An 18,196-nucleotide genomic window follows, 5' to 3' on the forward strand; every position below is an offset into this window, starting at 1 on the left:
GAGTCCGTCTCGTGGGCTCGGAGATGTGTATAAGAGACAGGACAAGGAGAGGGCCGGAGGAGTACCGCCGGAGGACCACGGGCCGCGGGCGGCCGACGGCAGGCCGGGCGGCAGACATCTCGGGCGGGAGGAGGGCGCGGCGTCACTGGCGGCCGTGATCCGCGGGCCGGCGGACCGGCCCCTGCCGGCCGGCGCCCGGCTGCGTATTCGCCGGCCGCGCCGCCTCCCGCGACCGCGCCCACCGCCCCGGCCGCCCGGCAGGCGGGCCCCCGTCCGACGGCCGGTCACAGTGGCGGCGAGTCTGCCCGGAGTGCCGACGATCGCGATCGCACCATCGGTGTCGGTGCGCAGCACCCGGGCGCCCTGGGCCCGCAGCGCGGCGATCGTCCGCGGCGCCGGATGGCCGTAGGGGTTGTCGGCGCCGCACGAAATCAGCGCCAGGCGCGGCGCCAGCTGGTGCATCAGCGGCGGATCCTGGTGTGCGGAACCGTGGTGCGCCACCTTCAGGACGTCGACCCCGGCCAGCTCCGGATGTGCCGCCAGCAGCGCCTGCTGCGCAGGCGGTTCGAGATCACCGAGCAGCAGGAGCGTCAGTCCGCCGGTCCGTACGAGCAGGGTCACGCTGGCGTCGTTGGGCCCGTCGAGCACGGGGGCGAACGGCACGACCGGAGGCCAGAGCACCTCCCAGCGGAGCGGGCCGAGCCGCCGCTGCTCCCCCGGGACGGCGCGCACGAGCGGGATCCGGGCCCGGGCGGCCGTCTCTCGTACGAACTGGGCCTGGCCCGGCGGATCTTGGAGGGTGGTGGTCTCGATCGCGCCGACCGACCGGCCACGGAGCACGCCGGGAAGTCCGTCCACGTGGTCGGCATGGAAGTGGGTGAGGACGAGCAGGGGGATCCGGCGGATACCCAGTTCCGTGAGGCAGCGGTCGATCGCGCGTGGCTCGGGGCCGGTGTCCACCACCAGAGCCGTACCGTCGCCGGCGGCCAGCACCAGGCCGTCGCCCTGCCCCACGTCGCAGACCACGGCACGCCACCCGGGTGGCGGCCAGCCGGTGATGACACGGGTGAGAGGAGCGGGGCGGCACACCGCCAGCAACAGCGCGAACGCACACAGGACGCAGAGCCAGGGACGGCGCACCACGCGTCGCCCGACCGGCACCAGCGCCACCATGACGGCCGCCAGCGCCAGCGCACCCACCCAGCCGCCGGGCCAGCCGATCTCAGCTCCGGGCAACGCCGCGCCCGTACGGGCGACACCGGCGATCCACTCGGTGGGCCAGCCGGCACACCACGCCAGCGCCTTGGCGACCGGCAGGACGAACGGGGCGGCGGCGAGCGCGGCGAACCCGAGGACCGTCGCCGGACCCACCGCCAGCTCGGCCAGCAGATTGCACGGCACCGCCACCAGGCCCACGCGGGCGGCGAGCACCACGATGACGGGCGCACAGACCGCCTGTGCCGCGGCAGCGGCGGCGAGCACTTCGGCGAGCTGGGGTGGCACCCGGCGCCGCTGGAGGGCGGCGCTCCAGCGCGGTGCGAGCAACAACAGTGCGCCGGTGGCCAGTACGGAGAGCAGGAAGCCGTACCGTCGCGCGAGCCAAGGGTCGTAGAGCACCAGGAGCAGCACCGCGGCGGCCAGCGCGGGGAGCAGCGAACGACGGCGGCCGGTGCCGATCGCCAGCAGGGTGATCAGGCCGCAGGCAGCGGCCCGCAGCACGCTCGGATCCGGTCGGCACACGACCACGAAGCCCAGCGCGAGCACGCCGCCGATGACGGCGGTGCCGCGGAGCGACAGCCTCAGGCGGGGCGCCAGCCCACGCCGCTCGGCACGCGTGGCGAGGTGCGGCGGGCCGATCAGCAGGGCGAGCACGATCGTGAGATTGCTGCCGGAGACAGCGAGCAAGTGCGTCAGATCGGTGGCCCGGAAGGCCTCGTCCAGATCCGGCGGCACGCGCGAGGTATCCCCTACGACCAGACCGGGCAGCAGCGCACGGGCGTCGGGCCGGAGCCCGTCCGTGGCCTCCCGCAGCCCGGCCCGCACGCGTCCGGCCACCCGCTGCAACACGGACGGGCCACCGACCTTGACCGGCGGCGCGTCGGCGTCGACCCGCAACACCGCGGCGACCTGATCACCCGGCATGAGCGGCGGTACGGCCCGCGCCACGACCCGGATCCGCGTCGACGGCAACAGCCCGCGCCAAGCCTCCGACAGCGACGAGGCCGCTGACGCCGAGCGCCCACCGCGCCGGTCCCGCTCACCCCCGGAGCCCTCGCCGCCGGGGCTCGCGCCATCGGGGCCCTTGCCGTCGGGCGCCTCGCCGCCAGGGCCCGCACCGCCAGAGCCCTCGCCATCGGCACTGTCGGCCCCGGCACCGGTGCTCTTCCCCTCGCCTCCGCTGCCGCCGGACGGCGCACCTTCGTCCCTTCCGCCCTGCCGTACGAGGACCAGAACCGGGGTGCGCACGGCGGTGACCGCTCCGGACGGTGCGGTCACCCGCACGGCATCGGCGTTGAACACCACGGCCGCAGGCGTCCGTTGGGAGCCGCGCACCCGGGGCCGGGTCAGCCGAGGATCATCCGTCACCTCCAGCTCCACCGTCACCCGTGCATAGCGGTCCGCCAGGTCAGGCAGCGGACCACGCCGGACGTCCGCTGCATGCAACGCCGCGGACGCCGCCCCTGCGACAGCACCCAGCAGCACGGCGGCCAGCGCCACCCACGCCCCGGAGGACCACCGACGGGAGAAGCCGGACCGGCGCATGCGACCCGCTCCGCCGCCCCGAGCACCCCCTGCCCCGCCCGCCGCCTCACCACCCGCACCCGCCCCGCTCTGCCCGCCCTCCTCGTACCGTTCGTCCTGCTCGTACTGTTCATCCTGCTCGTACTGTTCGTACTGCTTGCGCTCCTCAGTTCCCTCGCACTCCCCGCCTCCTCCGCGTTCCGCCCGGCGCCGTAGGACAGCCACTCGTAGCGCGACTGCCGCGAGCATCAGCCCCACGGCGCAGGCCACCGCCACCCCGTCGCCGGATGCGCCCAATCCGATCGCCGCGGCGGCCCAGGCCGCCAGTGCCGGTCCGGCCAGGCGCAGATCGGGCGGCCCTTCCTGCTGCGGGTCCGAAGCGCCGCGCGGCGAGGGGGACGTGGCGTGCACCGAGGGCCGGGCGGCGGTCATGGCTCCACCAAGGGCCGCAGATCGGCGAAGCGGCGGTCGCCGATACCGGTCACCTGACGAAGCTGCTCCACCGAGGTGAAGCCGCCGTGCTGGGTACGGAATTCGATGATGTGGCGCGCCAGTACGGGGCCGACCCCCGGCAAGGCGTCGAGCTGCTGCTCCGTCGCCGTGCTGAGGCTCACCGGCCCGCTCGGACCGGTTCCGCCGCCCGCCGTCCCGCCGCCCGTACCACCGGTCCCGGCACCACCGATGCCGGCACCGCTCCCGGCTGCGGCGCCCGGCACGCCGACCGCGATCTGTTCACCGTCGGTCAGCAGCCGCGCCCGGTTGAGCCCGCTGATATCCGCCCCGTGCAGCACACCGCCCGCGGCCCGCAGCGCGTCGATCACCCGTGAGCCCGGCGGCATACGGTGGATGCCGGGATGCCGGACCTTGCCCGTGACATCAACGACCAACTGGCGCCCACCACCGCCCGGTGAACCACCCGATGAACCAGTCGCGCCCGTCAACGAGGTCGACGAGGATGCGGGTGACGGGAGCGCCGACGAGTGCCGGTCGGCGGCCACACCGGGCCCGTGGTGCTGGTCGTCCGAACCCGTTGCGGACCGTTCGACGGCCGGGGCGCGTACCGGTTCCGGGCGCCCGGTCCAGAAGTGGTGCACCGCGAACGCCACCGCCACGATCAGCACCAATGCCAGGGCGGCCAGTGCCCTGGGGTCGGTACCGCACCGTAACTGCAGCCACAGCGGGAGCCGTTCGCGCACCGCCAGCCAGGACCGCTCCGCCCGGCGCGGGGGTCGGGGCTGGGGCGGGGGATCGTGTCCGGGTGGCGGCGGTCCGGTCATCGCGGACGCCCGCTCCGTATCGCCGAAGATCGCCGCCACCCGGGCCCGTACCCGCTCACGCTCCCGCTCCTCACGCGCCCGCGCACGAGAGGGGACCGCGGGTTCGCGCACAGGTTCGGGCGAGGACGGCACAGCTTCGCCCACCAGCTCTGGCGAGGGCGCCAAGGATGCGCCCACCAACTCGGGTGAGGGCGCCACAGATGCGCCCACCGACTCCGGAGGGGGTGACGAGCCAGAAAGAGATGACGACCCGGGACGAGACGGAGAGTCAGGACGAGGTGACGTGTCAGGAGGAGCTGACGTGTCAGGACGAGGGGAACTATCAGGAGGAGATGGAGTATCAAACGGTACGTTTTGCTCGTACGGGGCTGTTGAGTCGGACGCCCACGGCCAGCCGGATAGTTCGGCAGAGGCTTCCGGCGCCGAGGAGGGGCTGTCGGCCGGCGCGGCCCTCGTGGAAACGGATACGGACGAGTCGAGTCGAGCAGTCTGCGAGGAGTTCATAACTCCTCACGCTAAGTGACCGATGCAAAGTCCGCTGAGCGGCGTCAAATCCCGTGGACAACCCCACAGTTGTGGATAACTTCGCCACCCACACGGGCCCTGCCGTGCCCCTCACGCCTCGCTCAGCGCGGCGACACCACGACCCCCAGCAGCCCCGGCCCGGTGTGTGCGCCGATCACCGCGCCGACCTCGCTCACATGGAGCTCGTTCAGTCCCGGGATCCGCTCACGGAGCCGCTGGGCGAGCGCGTCGGCGCGTTCCGCGGCGGCGAGGTGGTGCACCGCGATGTCGATCTGGCCCTCGCCCGCCCGTTCCGCTGCGATCTCCTCCAGCCGCGCGATGGCCTTGGACGCCGTACGGACCTTCTCCAGCAGCTCGATCCGTCCGTCCGCCAGCTGGAGAAGCGGTTTGACGGCCAGCGCCGAGCCGAGCAGGGCCTGGGCCGCGCCGATCCGGCCGCCGCGCCGGAGGTAGTCCAGGGTGTCGACGTAGAAGTAGGCGGAGGTCCCCGCGGCCCGCTTCTCCGCCGCGGCGACCGCTTCGTCCATGTCGCCGCCGGCTTCCGCGGTCTCGGCGGCGGCGAGGGCACAGAACCCGAGGGCCATGGCGACCATCCCGGTGTCCACGACGTGTACCGGAACCGGGGCTTCCTTGGCGGCCATCACGGCCGCATCGTAGGTGCCGGAGAATTCCGAGGAGAGGTGGAGGGAGACGATGCCGGTCGCTCCGGCCGCCGCCACCTGGCGGTAGGTGTCCGCGAACGTGGCCGGGCTGGGCCGGGACGTCGTCACGCTGCGCCGCTTCTGCAGGGCCTGGGCGACGGATCTCGCGGAGATCTCGGTTCCCTCTTCGAGGGCCTGGTCCCCCAGGACGACGGTCAGCGGTACGGCCGTGATGCGGTGGCGCTCGACGGCCGTCCGCGGCAGGTAGGCCGTGGAATCGGTGACGATCGCGACATGGCGGGACATGACTGGGAGATTATCCGGGGATCGGGACGTCGCACAGTGCGGGTCCGTCCCCAAGATCTTCCAGGTTTCCCCAAGGCTCTGCCAAGTGCCCAGCGGGCAACGGAAGCATCACCCCCGCGACGCCCTCGCGACGAATCTCGTGACGGTCCTCGTGACGGCCCCACGACGGCCACGGTCGCCCGGGGGCACTCCGGTGGGCGCACCCCGGCGGCGGAGTCCCAGTTGGCGTCACCTGGCAGCGGGCTCTCCCGGTTGGTGCCCCCTGAAGGCGGGCTCCCGGTGGGCCTCCCCTATGGCCACGGGTGGGATGGGCCTTCCCCGGGGCCCCGCCCCCCACCCGCCTCCTCCACCTCGCCTCGCTCAAGTCTTGGTCGTACCGGTGCCCCTGCCGGTACCGCTGCCTGCTCCCCTGTCCCCGCTCCCGCCCCTGCCCTCCGGCCGCGAAGTCGCCACGTCTTGCGCCCGCGGGGTCTTCTCCCACGGGTACGTCGGCCGGCTGCGGTCGTCGCGCGCGGTGATCGCCCGCTGCTGCTCTTCCTCATCCTCCGGCACCCCCGAGCGGTGACCGCCGGGCGACGTCCCCTGCCCCGTCCCTCGAACGTCCCCGGAGCGACCCCAGCCCCCACCCCGGCCGTCCCGATCTCTCGCCGGCTCGTCAGGAGCCTGGGTCCAGTGGCGCAAGGCGCCCGCCTCGACGTCGATCTGGTCGGTGAGTGCCGCGAGGTCGTCGTCGGCGAACTTGCGTGCCCGGTCGCGGGCGGCCCAGCGGAGCGACTCGGCGGAGTGCGTGATCCGCTCCATGCGCTCCCTCAGCTCCGGGAGGCGGGCGGCGATGGTGGCCCGGTCGGGCTCGCGCTCCAGGCGTTTGAGGTCGGCGTCCAGCTCGTGGCCATGGGCGCTCAGCCGCTCGAACAGGCCGATCGCCTCGCTCAGGGAGGCATCGTCCGGAGGGCCCCCGTACAGCACGTCCTGGGTGGCCCGCATGGACGTTCTGAGCGACAGCCGCAGCTGGGCCAGCTCGCCGACCACGCCGGGCTGGGCGAGCTGCCGGGCCCGGAGGGTGGTGTCCTCGACCGTTCTGCGCGCCTGGGCGACCGTACGGTCCACGCCGCGCTTGGTCGCCTTCACGGCCTTGACCGTCAGGAGCACGCCGGCCAGGACGAACAGCACGAAGAGCAGTCCGAGGATGGCGGCGGCGGCTTCCATGGGATCTCCCCCAGGCGTGTCGGTGGCGCCGGACTTTCGTCCGCGCCCTGTCCTTCCACCGTAAACGGAAAGGGCAGGTTGCGGGGTCCGGAAGAACCCCCAACCTGCCCTTAGGGGAAACCCCCTATGCCGCGTTCAGCCGGCCGGCCTGCTGCCCGCCCGGCCGGCGCCCGCCGCTCATGTCCTCACGGACCGGCGGGCGCCGTCGATGGCTCACGTCCTCACGGACCGGCAGCCCCTCGGTGGCTCACGCCGGGACGATGTTCACCAGCTTCGGGGCGCGGACGATGACCTTGCGGATGTCCGCGCCGTTCAGCGCCGCGACCACCGCCGGCTCGGCCAGTGCGGTCGCCTCCAGGTCGGCGTCGGAGATCGACGGGGCGACCTCCAGACGGGCCTTGACCTTGCCCTTGATCTGGACGACGCAGGTCACGGTCTCGTCCACGACGTACGCCGGGTCCGCTACGGGGAAGTCCGCGTGCACCACCGAGTCGGTGTGGCCCAGCTTGCGCCACAGCTCCTCGGCGATGTGCGGGGCCAGCGGGGCGATCAGCAGGACCAGCCGCTCCGCGACCGTGCGCGGGACCGGGCCGCCCGTCTTGGTCAGGTGGTTGTTCAGCTCGGTGACCTTGGCGATGGCGGTGTTGAAGCGCAGGTTCGCCAGGTCCTGGCCGACCCCGTCGATGGCCTTGTGCAGGGCGCGCAGGGTGTCCACGTCGATGTCCGACTCGGGCACGTCCGCGACCGTGACCTCACCGGTCGCCTCGTCGACGACGTTGCGCCACAGGCGCTGCAGCAGGCGGTACTGGCCGACGACCGCCCGGGTGTCCCACGGCCGCGACACGTCCAGCGGGCCCATCGCCATCTCGTACAGGCGCAGGGTGTCCGCACCGTATTCGGCGCAGATCTCGTCGGGGGTGACGGCGTTCTTCAGGGACTTGCCCATCTTGCCCAGCAGGCGGCTGACCTTGTCACCCTGGTAGTAGTAGGCGCCGTCCCGCTCCTCGACCTCGGCGGCCGGGACGGCGATACCGCGGCTGTCCCGGTAGACGAAGGCCTGGATCATGCCCTGGTTGTACAGCTTGTGGAACGGCTCGGAGGACGAGACGTGCCCCAGGTCGTGCAGCACCTTGGACCAGAAACGGGCGTACAGCAGGTGCAGCACGGCGTGTTCGGCGCCGCCCACGTACAGGTCGACACCGCCGGCCGGCTGTCCGTCGCGCGGTCCCATCCAGTACTGCTCGACGGCCGGGTCGACCAGCGCGTCGTCGTTGCGGGGGTCCAGGTAGCGCAGCTCGTACCAGCAGGAACCCGCCCAGTTGGGCATGGTGTTGGTCTCGCGGCGGTAGCGCCGCACGCCCCGGCCGTCACCCAGGTCCAGCTCGACGTTGACCCAGTCCTCGTTGCGGGACAGCGGGGTCTCGGGCTGGGTGTCGGCGTCGTCCGGGTCGAAGGTGCGCGGGGAGTAGTCCTCGACCTCGGGCAGTTCCAGCGGCAGCATCGACTCGGGCAGCGCGTGCGCCACGCCGTCCTCGTCGTAGACGATCGGGAACGGCTCGCCCCAGTAGCGCTGGCGGCTGAACAGCCAGTCGCGCAGCCGGAAGTTGACGGTGCCCTCGCCGATGCCGCGCTCGGCCAGCCAGTCGGTGATCTTCGCCTTGGCCTCGGTGACGCCCAGGCCGTCCAGCGAGATGCTGTCGCCGGACGAGTTGATGATCTTGGCGTCGTACGAGGCGAAGGCGTCGTCCCAGGTGGCGGGGTCGGTGCCGCGGCCGTCCGTCGGCTCGACGACGCAGCGCATGGGCAGCTCGAAGGCGCGGGCGAAGGCGAAGTCGCGGGTGTCGTGCGCGGGCACGGCCATGATCGCGCCGGTGCCGTAGCCCATCAGGACGTAGTCGGCGATGAAGACCGGGACCTGCTCGCCGCTGACCGGGTTGGTGGCGAAGACACCGGTGAAGACGCCGGTCTTGTCCTTGGCCTCGGCCTGCCGTTCGAGGTCGGACTTGGCGGCGGCCTGCTTGCGGTAGGCGGCGACGGCCTCGCGCGGGGTGGCGTGGCCGCCGGTCCACACGTCGTGGGTGCCCTCGGGCCAGGCGCCGGGGACGATGGTGCCGGTGGTGTCGCCGTCCTCGGAGCCGGCGATCAGCGGGTGCTCGGGGGCCAGCACCATGTACGTGGCGCCGAACAGGGTGTCCTGACGGGTGGTGAAGACGGTGATCTTGTCGTCGCCCACCGGGAAGTCGACCCGGGCGCCCTCGGAGCGGCCGATCCAGTTGCGCTGCTGCAGCTTGATGGCCTCCGGCCAGTCCAGCGCGTCCAGGTCGCGCAGCAGCCGGTCGGCGTAGGCGGTGATGCGCATGTTCCACTGGCGCAGCTTGGCCTTGAAGACCGGGTAGTTGCCGCGCTCGGAACGGCCCTCGGCGGTGACCTCCTCGTTGGCCAGTACGGTGCCCAGGCCGGGGCACCAGTTGACCGGCGCGTCCGAGGCGTACGCCAGGCGGTACTCACCCAGGATGTCGGCGCGCTCGGTGACGCTCAGCTCGGCCCAGGGCCGGCCGTCGGGGGTCGGGCGGGTGCCGGCCTCGAACTGGGCCACCAGGGTGTCGATCGGGCGGGCGGCGTCCGCCTCCGGGTCGTACCAGGAGTTGAAGATCTGCAGGAAGATCCACTGGGTCCACTTGTAGTACGCCGGGTCGATCGTCTCGACCGAGCGGCGCGGGTCGTGGCCCAGGCCCAGCCGGCGCAGCTGGCGGCGCATGTTGACGATGTTGGCCTCGGTGGAGACCCGCGGGTGGGTGCCGGTCTGGACGGCGTACTGCTCGGCGGGCAGGCCGAAGGCGTCGAAGCCCAGGGTGTGCAGGACGTTGTGGCCCGTCATGCGCTGGTGGCGGGCGTAGACGTCGGTGGCGATGAACCCCAGGGGGTGGCCGACGTGCAGGCCGGCGCCCGACGGGTAGGGGAACATGTCCATGATGAACTTCTTGGGGCGGGCCACCAGCTCCGGGTCGCCGGCCAGATCCCCGCTCGCGTTCGGGGCCTCGTAGGTCCCGTCCTTCTCCCAGAAGTCCTGCCAGCGTGCCTCGATGTCGGCGGCCAGCGCGGCCGTATAGCGGTGCGGCGCTGCCACCTCGGCAGCGGTGGTCGTCTCGCTCATCGTCCTCAAAGCTCCATCGATCGTCTCTGCCTGCGGAAACGCGCCTTGTTCCGGAACTTGTCCCCGGAACTCCGGAAACAAAAAGACCCCTCGCACAGGAGGGGACGCCGCGCCGATTCCGACGGGTCTGTCATCCGTCGGCACTGATCAGCGCGGCCCGCTAAGCAGAAGGCGTACGGCACGCATGGCGCCAGGGTACCGCAAGGGCGTGCGGGGCCCGCGCCGGGATTCCCCCGGCGCGGGCCGCGCCGATCCGTCAGGGACGGTAGGAGCTCACGTAGCCGGCGCTGGGGCTGCCCACGCCGGTGACTTCGTCGTAGCCGACGACGGCGTGCAGGGAGCTGTCCTTGCCGAGGCTGCGCAGCGAGGTCGTGGTGCCAGCGCTGCTGTCGGTGCCGTTGACGTAGTCCACGCGGACGACGGCGAGGTCACGTCCGGCGCCCAGCGGGTGGTCGGTGACGTCGTGGTAGGCGGACGTTCCGTAGCGCTGGTAGATGCCGGGGTTGGCGAAGCCGATGGCCACACCGTGCCGGGCCTGCTGGGCGAGCGCCTGGACGCCGGCGATGACCGGGGCGGCCAGGGAGGTGCCGCCGATGCGGTACTCGTCGTAGCCGAGCTTGCCGCCGGGCAGGGTCTGGGTCTGTCCCACCAGGAAGCCGGTGTTGGGGTCGGCGACCGCGGAAATGTCCGGAACGGTGCGCATCCGGCCCTTCAGGAGGGTGTTGGACAGCGAGTCCGGGACGACTCCGCGCTGGTAGAAGGGCTGCGCGACGGTCTTGCTGACGCCGCCGCCGGCCCCGCCGTTGAAGGCGCCGGGGAAGCCGGCCCAGCTGCTGCCGTCCTTGGAGAGCAGCGCCTTCTGGGTGCCCCAGCCGGTCTCCCACTGGTACTTGTCGTGCTTGCCGACGGCCAGGGAGGTGCCGCCGACGGCGGTCACCCAGGCGGAGTTCGCCGGGGTGTCGACCTGCTTGGTGCCGGTGTTGGCGACCTCGTCACCGTTGTCGCCGGAGGAGAAGTAGAAGCCAATGCCCTGGACGGCGCCCTGCTGGAAGAGCTGGTCGTAGGCGGCGGCCACGTCCGGGGTCTCATTCGCCTCGATGTCGCCCCAGGAGTTGGAGACGATGTCGGCGAGGTGCCCGTCGACGATCTTGCCGAGCGAGTCGATCAGATCGTCGTCCATGCAGGAGGAGGCGCCGACGTAGACCACGTCGGAGGCCGGGGCGACCGCGTGGACGGCCTCGACGTCGAGGGTCTCCTCGCCGTACCAGCCGGCCGCGCCGCACTCGTCGATGTGCGTGTACTTGTTGGGCAGCACCTGGGAGAGCTGGCCGCGGCGGTACGCGGCGTCGCCGTTGCGGGCGGCGTACGTGGCGGCGTCCTTGGAGATCGTCGGCGAGGCGAAGGCGTCGGTGATCGCGACGGTGACACCCTTGCCGGTCCACTTCTTCGCGCCGTAGGCGGCCCGCAGCTGCTTGCCGGTGTAGCCCTTGACCGCGTACGGCGCCTTGCTCCCGTAGGCGGACGGCAGGCTCTTGTTGGTGCGCGAGCCGTAGTACGAGGAGAACGGGCCGGAGTTCCGGAAGACGCCCTCCGGGGGCGGCAGTTCGCCGGAGTGGTGCTTGGCGAGCTTCGGCGCGTTGTCCAGGCCGGTGACCGTCAGCACCGCGTCGGCCAGCGTGGCGGGCGCGGAGGCGGTGGTCGACGGGGCGTGGTAAGTGTGCCCGCCCTTGCGGTAGTTGTGCAGGTCGGTGGCGAAGGCCTGCTCGGCGGCGGCCGCGTCGCCCTGGACCGTGAGGTAGCGGTGGGTGGAGCCGGTGACCTTCAGGCCGGACTTCGTCAGCCAGTCGGTCACCTTGGCTATCTGGTCACGGGTGGCGCCGAAGCGCGCCCGCGTCTGGGCGGGGCTCAGGTACTTCCCGTACGCGGCCGAGTGCGGGTCGGACACGGCCCGGGCGTAGGCGGCCAGGCCCTTGGCGTCGCGGCCGGCGAGGTAGACCCGGGCGGTGACGGCCGTGGAGTCCGCGGTGGCGCCCTGGTCGGCCTTCTGGGTGGCCCAGAGGGGCTTGGTGCCCAGCAGTGCGTGCCGGCCACCGTCGTGGCCCGCGGCGTCGGCGGCGGGCGCGCCGAGTGCGAGCGCGCCGGCGACCAGGGGCAGCGCGGCTGCCCAGGCCAGACCGGCGCGGACGCGCGGTGATCCGGTGTGGCTTGATCTCATGTAACCCCCTGCTGTGGCGATGCGATGCGCTGCGGGGTGACGCGGTGCGCCGGTGCGCCGATGCGCGGCACCTCACGAGCGGTGCATGCGGTGGATGTGACGCTCACGCGATTCGCCACTCTTTCGGTGAACTGTTCATGTCAGGGGAATGTGATCACCAAGAAGAGGCCAAGGAATGACAAGGACTGGTCAGGAATGACCATCCGGCGAACAGTGAATCCGCCATAGCGGACAGGTACTTGACGGGGTGTCACTCCGCATGCCAAGCACTCACCCCACCCGGGAGCCGGGCGCACACAGCAGAGCAGGCCGTCCGCAATGGACGGCCTGCTCTGTTTTTGTGGAGCTAAGGAGAATTGAACTCCTGACCTCCTGCATGCCATGCAGGCGCTCTACCAACTGAGCTATAGCCCCAGATTTTGTTTTCCGCCCGGTTCCCCGCTGCGGCATCGCCTACATTACACGGACCTCCCCGCCTTCTGCCAAATCGTTCTCCCGAGGGCCCGTGGACGGGGCGCGCGGTACTGTCGGCAGGCCGTGCCCGATTCGTCCTGGGGGAGCCGTACGCCGTGACCGCGCTGGAGCTGGAACAGCCCACCGACCCCGGCGGCCCGCACCCCGACAGGGGCGTCCTGCGCCGCCATCCGACGGCCGCGGCGGCGCTGGCCTGCCTGGTCTCCTTCAGCGCTTTCTGGATCGCCCAGCGGCTCGCGCACGTCACGATGATCGACCTCATGGTCTACCGGGCCGAGGGGCTGACCGTCCGCAACGGCGAGTCCCTCTACGACATGGTGGCCACCTCGGCCCACCTGCCCAACACCTACCCGCCCTTCGCCGCACTGCTCTTCACCCCGCTCACCCTCCTCGGCGTCCCGGCGATGCGCACCCTGGCCACCGCCGGGAACCTGCTGCTGCTCGTCGCGGTCGTCGGCCTCTCGCTGCGCCTGGCGGACCGGCCCCGCCGGCTGCCCCGGCCGGCCGCCGCCCTGGCGGTCTCGGCGCTGCTGGTGTGGTGCGAGCCGGTGTGGACGACGCTGCGCTACGGCCAGATCAACCTGCTGCTCGCCGCGCTCGTGCTGTGGGACCTGACCCGCAAGGACAGCCACCGGTTCGCGGGTATCGGCATCGGTATCGCGGCCGGCATCAAGCTCACACCGGCACTGTTCGCCGTCTTCCTGGCCGTGGCCGGCGCCGTCCGGGCCGGGCAGCGCCTGCGCTCCGGCGCCGGTCCGCGCGCCGCCTGGAACCCCTGGCTGCGGCAGGCCGCCGTCGCCACCGCGACCTTCCTCGCCACCGCCCTCCTCTCCGCCCTCGCGCTGCCCCGCGACTCGCACCGCTTCTGGACGGAGATCGTGTTCGCCGCCGACCGGGTCGGTGAGGTGGAGATCACCGCGAACCAGTCGCTGCGCGGCGCACTCGCCCGGCTGCTGCACACCCACGACCCCGGCGCCTCCTGGGCCGTACTGGCCGGGCTGACCGCGCTCGCGGGCCTGGCCCTGGCCGCCGGGGCACTGCTGCGCGGGTCACAGACCTCCCCGTCCGACGGCGGGCGCGCCTGGGCGGCCGTCGCCTGCGCCGCGACCGCCCTCCTCATCAGCCCGGTCTCCTGGTCCCACCACTGGGTGTGGTGCGTACCGATGCTGATCCTGCTCGGATCCGAGGCGCTCGACCGGACCGGCACCGGCGCACGCCGCCGGTGGGTGACCACCGTCACGCTCGGCCTCCTCTTCTGCTCCTTCGCGCTGTGGTGGGTGCCGCACCGCTGGCACCAGCACCAGGAACTGCACCAGAACGGCCTCCAGATGCTGCTCTCCGACGTCTATCCGCTCGCCGGGCTGGCCGTGCTGGCACTGGCCGGGATCCGGCTGTGGCGGGCCAACCACTCCCCCGTCACCCGCGATTGACACGGCGGACAGCCCGTCGAGGATCTGCCGGGGCACCGGTCCGCACGCCGTCGACCGGTCCAACGCCGGGCGGGCCCACGGCAGTTCCGTCCGACCGGAACCGACCGGAACCGTACGGAAGTGCCCGGAAGCCTCCGGAGATGACCGGGAGGGGGTCAGAACGGCGCGCTCATCCGTCCCAAGGTGTGCGGAACGGGCTCCAGTTGGCGGGCGGCGCCGGTCAGGCCGTGGCGAACGAGTAGAAGCGCTTGAGCGTGCAGTGCTCGTCGAGCAGCCGCCCGTAGATCGGCTCTCCGTCGAGCTCCCGGTAGGTCTCGATCGGGTCGCCCTTTATGACCAGGGCGCGGGCGCATTCCTCGCACCAGTACTGGTAGTCGGTGTTGACCGGTTCCATGTCGCGGACGATCGGCGTGCCGCTGCCGCACCAGTCACATTTCCTGCTGTGGGCGCCCATCCATCAGCTCCAACTGTGGCCGCAGGCCGTACAAACGAAGGAGATGCCGCCGTTGTCGCCCAGCACCTGTGCGACGTGCGACGACCCGCACGAGGGGCACTGCAGGGCAGAGCCGTAGCAGGCGCCCGACTCAGCGGCGTCGAGCAGGTCGTCGACCTCCCCGAGGATGCTCGTGGGCATCGCTGTTTCTCCTCCCCTGGCGGCGCCGTCCGATTCTGCCACGGACGGCCCACCAGGTCAGGTCCGTCTTCACAGCGGGCCGGGCCCTGCGCGGGTCCGCACATACGCAATGATCCCGCCTCCATCTGGAGGCGGGATCATCCGGGTTGTGGAGCTAAGGAGAATTGAACTCCTGACCTCCTGCATGCCATGCAGGCGCTCTACCAACTGAGCTATAGCCCCGGGTCTTGTTCCGCTCCTCCGGGGTTTTCCCCGGCGGCGCCGCGAACAAGAAGAACTTTAGCCTGCGACCTGCCCAGATGTGAAATCCGGGTCCGCCGGGGCCACCGGCGGGGTCAGACGTCGTCGCCGAGCACCGGCTCCGGCAGGGTGCCGGCGTTGTGCTCCAACAGGCGCCAGCCGCGCGCGCCCTCGCCGAGCACGGACCAGCAGCAGTTCGACAGACCGCCCAGACCCTCCCAGTGGTGGGCCTCCAGGCCGAGCAGCCGCCCGATGGTGGTGCGGATCGTGCCGCCGTGGCTGACGACGACCAGGGTGCCGTTCTCGGGCAGCTTGTCGGCGTGGTTGAGCACCACGGGGGCGGCCCGGTCGGCCACCTCGGTCTCCAGCTCGCCGCCGCCGCGCCGCACCGGCTCACCGCGCTTCCAGGCGGTGTACTCCTCGCCGTAGCGCGCGAGGATCTCCTCGTGGGTCAGGCCCTGCCAGGAACCCGCGTACGTCTCGCGCAGGGCCGCGTCATGGGTCACGTCGAGCCGGGTGAGCCCGGCGAGCTCCTTCGCCGTGGCGGCTGCGCGGCTGAGGTCGGAGGCGATGATCGCGTCCGGCCGGAGGGCGGCGAGCAGCCGGGCCGAGCGCCGGGCCTGGGCCAGCCCGGCGTCCGTCAGCTCGATGTCCGTGGAGCCCTGGAAGCGGCGCTCCAGATTCCAGGCCGTCTGGCCGTGCCGCCACAGGACGATGCGGCGGCTCGTCACCCGCTTCGTGCCGTTCAGAGCAGCTCTCCGTCCTGTCCACCCGCGGCGGCCTCGGCGTGCGCGGCCGCCTTGCCACGGGTGGCCTTGGCGTCCTCGGGGAGGCCGATCTCCGGGCAGTCCTTCCACAGCCGCTCGAGCGCGTAGAACACGCGCTCCTCGCTGTGCTGGATGTGCACGACGATGTCGACGTAGTCGAGCAGCACCCAGCGGGCCTCGCGGTCGCCCTCGCGGCGGACCGGCTTGGCGCCGAGGTCCTTGGAGAGCCGTTCCTCGATCTCGTCGACGATCGACTTCACCTGGCGGTCGCTGGGGGCCGAGGCCAGCAGGAAGGCATCGGTGATCGAGAGGACGTCACTGACGTCGTACGCGATGATGTCGTGCGCGAGCTTGTCGGCCGCGGCCTGGGCTGCGGCGTTGATGAGCTCGATGGAGCGGTCCGTGGCGGTCACAAGCGGCTTTCCGGGTCGAGGGCTGCTTCTCCGGCCGGTCACGGGGCGGGGGGCTCGGCCCCGCCGCGGCGCGCGCCGCGGTCCCCGAGGGCAACCGGATCGGCGGTCAGGTACCCCTCAAGGGTCTCACGGACCACCGACACTCCCGGCAGGGTTTTCGAACCAGCGGGTCAGATCACGCATCCGGGCTGGTCAGAGCGGCGCCGGTGGCTCCGGCCCACCGGTGACGTAGCGGGGCGGGCCGGTCCTGCGGCGGACCGCCCGCCCCTCCCGTCAGCCCTTGTAGTCCTGGCCGAGGACCACGGTGATGTCGGCGTTCCCGGCGCCCTTGCCCTGCCGGACCCGGCCCGCCGGCAGGCCCAGCGTCTTGGCGACCTCGGTGGCCTTCGCCTTGGAGGCGGCGTCCGCGTACGTGACCTGGGAGGCGGCCCGGGCCGCGCCCTCCGTGCCGTCGTCGACGAAGGTGTAGCCGCCGTTGAGCAGGGCGACCTGCGCCTTTCCGGTCGCCGCCTTGTTGCCGGTGGCGTTGCGGACGGCCACCCGGGCGGTGGTGTCGGGGGCGGTCTTCTTGACCGTGCCGCCGAGCACGTCCTTGACGACGCCGGTCGCGGTGGTCTGGCTGAGCGTGCCATCGGCCTGTACGGGCAGCAGGGTCGTGCGGTAGGCCCCGGTCTTCGCCAGTTCTGCGCGCTGCGCCAGCGAGCTGCCCAGCTGGGCCTCGGTGAGCGGCGGGTCGAGGACCTGGAGGAGCGCCTTGACGGTGGCGGTGGCGCCGTCCGAATCGCTGGAGACCTTCTTCAGCGTCGCCTGCATGACCTGGCCGAAGCGTTGGAGCTGCCGGGTCTGCGGCTCGCCGGGCGCCTGGTAGGTGGCGTAGGCGACGGCCGCCTGGCCGCCCAGGTCCTGGGCGCGGCCCTGCTTGACCACCGGGGAGGCGCCCTTCTTGGCGCCGGGCACGGTGGCGTCGGTGTCGAGGGTGATCCCGCCGACCGTCTCGACGAGGTTCTCCAGATAGGGGGTGTCCAGCCGCCAGGTGGCCTTCAGGTCGGCGCCCAGGAGGCTGTTGAGGGCGTCCCGGGTGGGCTCGGCGCCGTCGGCCTTCACGGACTTGCCCAGCGTGGTGGCGCTGCCGTCGTCCTTGGGGACCACGAGGCTGTTGGGCAGCAGGACGGTGGTGCCCTTGTGGGTGGTCTCGTTGTCCACCAGGAGCGCGGTCGAGCTGTTGCCCGTCCTGGTGTCCCGCAGGTGCACGACGAGGACATCGCGCTTCTGGCCGCCGGCCGCGGCGGCCGGGCCGGTGCCCGGTCCGGCCAGTCCGGGCAGCTTGCCCGCCCACCACAGATAGCCGGCACCACCGGCCACCAGGAGGACCAGGACGACCGACAGCGCGATGATCCGGCTGCGGCCGCGCCGCTTGGCCTCCTCGCGCCGCTCGGTGCGGCTCTCGGTGAACTTCAGCCAGTCGATGACGTCTTCGGAGTCCTCGTCGGGCTCCTCGATGAAGGAGAACTGTTCGGTGTGGTACTCCGGGTCGCCGGAGGAGGCACCGCCGGCCCGGTCGGCCGGGCCGTTGGCCGTCTCCGCCGCCGGACCGTCCAAGGGGGCGCGGCGCCCGCCGCCCGGCTGCCGGGTGTCCTCGCGGCCCCCGGGTGCCGGCGCGCCGTGGCGCTGCTCCTCGTAGGAGAGCTGCTCGTACGGCGACCGCTGGGCCTGCTGCGGGATCCACTCCTGCGGGGGGACCTGCTGCGGGGGTGCCTGCTGGGGGGCTGCCTGCTGCGGCCGGCCGTACGGGTCGTACTGCTGGGGGTAGCCGGGTTCGGCCTGGACCTGGCCGCGGCCGTACGGGTCGTAGCCGTACTCCCCGCCGGTCTGTTGTCCCTGGTGGCCCTGGTGACCTTGGTAGGCCTGCTGCGCCTGGTGGCCCTGTGCCGTGCCGTACGGGTCGTAGCCCTCGTAGGCGGGCGGGGCGGAGTGCCCGCCGTACACGTCGTGTTGCTGTTCGTACGGCGGCCGGGCGGCGTCGTGGTAGACCGGCTGCCCGTAGGCGTCGTAGGTGTAGCCCGGCTGTCCCTGCTGCCCTTGTTGCTCCTGGGCGTAAGGGTCGCGGGCATACGGGTCCTGCGGCCCGTACGGATCGTGTCGGTCGCTCACCGGTGCCCCTTTCCGTCAGCC

12 protein-coding genes and 2 tRNA genes are annotated in these 18,196 nt (G+C 72.2%); 1 reads left to right on the forward strand and 13 read right to left on the reverse strand.

Annotation, left to right across the window (positions count from 1 at the left end; translation table 11 throughout):
- The 7 genes from IG62_RS0128685 to IG62_RS0128725 form a co-directional block, all read right to left on the reverse strand.
- Positions 1 to 2,763 (reverse strand): ComEC/Rec2 family competence protein (locus tag IG62_RS0128685; protein ID WP_420711123.1); only part of this gene is annotated, 2,763 nt, incomplete at its 3' end.
- A 407-nt stretch (positions 2,764 to 3,170) separates the two neighbouring features.
- A complete protein-coding gene (locus IG62_RS45360; RefSeq protein ID WP_234326794.1) occupies positions 3,171 to 4,130 on the reverse strand; it encodes a ComEA family DNA-binding protein in 960 nt (319 codons plus the stop codon).
- Between the two features lie 515 nt (positions 4,131 to 4,645).
- Entirely contained in the window at positions 4,646 to 5,491 is an 846-nt protein-coding gene (locus IG62_RS0128705; RefSeq protein WP_030809506.1) for a DegV family protein, read from the reverse strand.
- Positions 5,492 to 5,851: 360 nt separating this feature from the next.
- Positions 5,852 to 6,697 carry a hypothetical protein gene (locus IG62_RS0128710; protein ID WP_051798732.1) on the reverse strand — a complete coding sequence of 282 codons (846 nt, stop codon included), beginning with the start codon at positions 6,695 to 6,697 and terminating at the stop codon, positions 5,852 to 5,854.
- A 247-nt stretch (positions 6,698 to 6,944) separates the two neighbouring features.
- Positions 6,945 to 9,851, reverse strand: a complete 2,907-nt coding sequence (locus IG62_RS0128715) for a leucine--tRNA ligase (RefSeq protein ID WP_030809512.1) — start codon at positions 9,849 to 9,851, stop codon at positions 6,945 to 6,947.
- A 256-nt stretch (positions 9,852 to 10,107) separates the two neighbouring features.
- Positions 10,108 to 12,066, reverse strand: a complete 1,959-nt coding sequence (locus IG62_RS0128720; protein WP_030809515.1) for a S53 family peptidase — start codon at positions 12,064 to 12,066, stop codon at positions 10,108 to 10,110.
- A gap of 341 nt (positions 12,067 to 12,407) precedes the next feature.
- Positions 12,408 to 12,480 (reverse strand) — tRNA-Ala (locus tag IG62_RS0128725).
- A gap of 155 nt (positions 12,481 to 12,635) precedes the next feature.
- Between IG62_RS0128725 and IG62_RS0128730 the strand changes: the two genes are divergently transcribed.
- Positions 12,636 to 13,970 (forward strand): glycosyltransferase 87 family protein, encoded by a 1,335-nt coding sequence (locus IG62_RS0128730; RefSeq protein ID WP_030809518.1) that lies wholly within the window; start codon positions 12,636 to 12,638, stop codon positions 13,968 to 13,970.
- A gap of 220 nt (positions 13,971 to 14,190) precedes the next feature.
- On the opposite strand, the gene IG62_RS0128735 is transcribed toward IG62_RS0128730, so the two are convergent.
- From IG62_RS0128735 to IG62_RS0128760, 6 genes are all read right to left on the reverse strand, one after another.
- Positions 14,191 to 14,424 carry a hypothetical protein gene (locus tag IG62_RS0128735; protein ID WP_030413843.1) on the reverse strand — a complete coding sequence of 78 codons (234 nt, stop codon included), beginning with the start codon at positions 14,422 to 14,424 and terminating at the stop codon, positions 14,191 to 14,193.
- Positions 14,425 to 14,427: 3 nt separating this feature from the next.
- Positions 14,428 to 14,604 (reverse strand): hypothetical protein, encoded by a 177-nt coding sequence (locus tag IG62_RS47995; RefSeq protein ID WP_199812541.1) that lies wholly within the window; start codon positions 14,602 to 14,604, stop codon positions 14,428 to 14,430.
- A 149-nt stretch (positions 14,605 to 14,753) separates the two neighbouring features.
- A tRNA-Ala gene (locus IG62_RS0128745) sits at positions 14,754 to 14,826 on the reverse strand.
- 113 nt (positions 14,827 to 14,939) lie between these two features.
- Complete coding sequence (locus IG62_RS0128750) at positions 14,940 to 15,575, reverse strand: histidine phosphatase family protein (protein ID WP_234326795.1); 636 nt, start codon at positions 15,573 to 15,575, stop codon at positions 14,940 to 14,942.
- Between the two features lie 14 nt (positions 15,576 to 15,589).
- Positions 15,590 to 16,024: a ribosome silencing factor gene (rsfS, locus tag IG62_RS0128755; protein ID WP_030809523.1), complete on the reverse strand. Its 435-nt coding sequence runs from the start codon at positions 16,022 to 16,024 to the stop codon at positions 15,590 to 15,592.
- A gap of 273 nt (positions 16,025 to 16,297) precedes the next feature.
- Positions 16,298 to 18,175: an LCP family protein gene (locus IG62_RS0128760; RefSeq protein WP_030809526.1), complete on the reverse strand. Its 1,878-nt coding sequence runs from the start codon at positions 18,173 to 18,175 to the stop codon at positions 16,298 to 16,300.
- Positions 18,176 to 18,196 lie beyond the last annotated feature (21 nt).

The organism is Streptomyces sp. NRRL S-337 (genome assembly GCF_000720175.1).
Lineage (GTDB): Bacteria > Actinomycetota > Actinomycetes > Streptomycetales > Streptomycetaceae > Streptomyces > Streptomyces siderophoricus.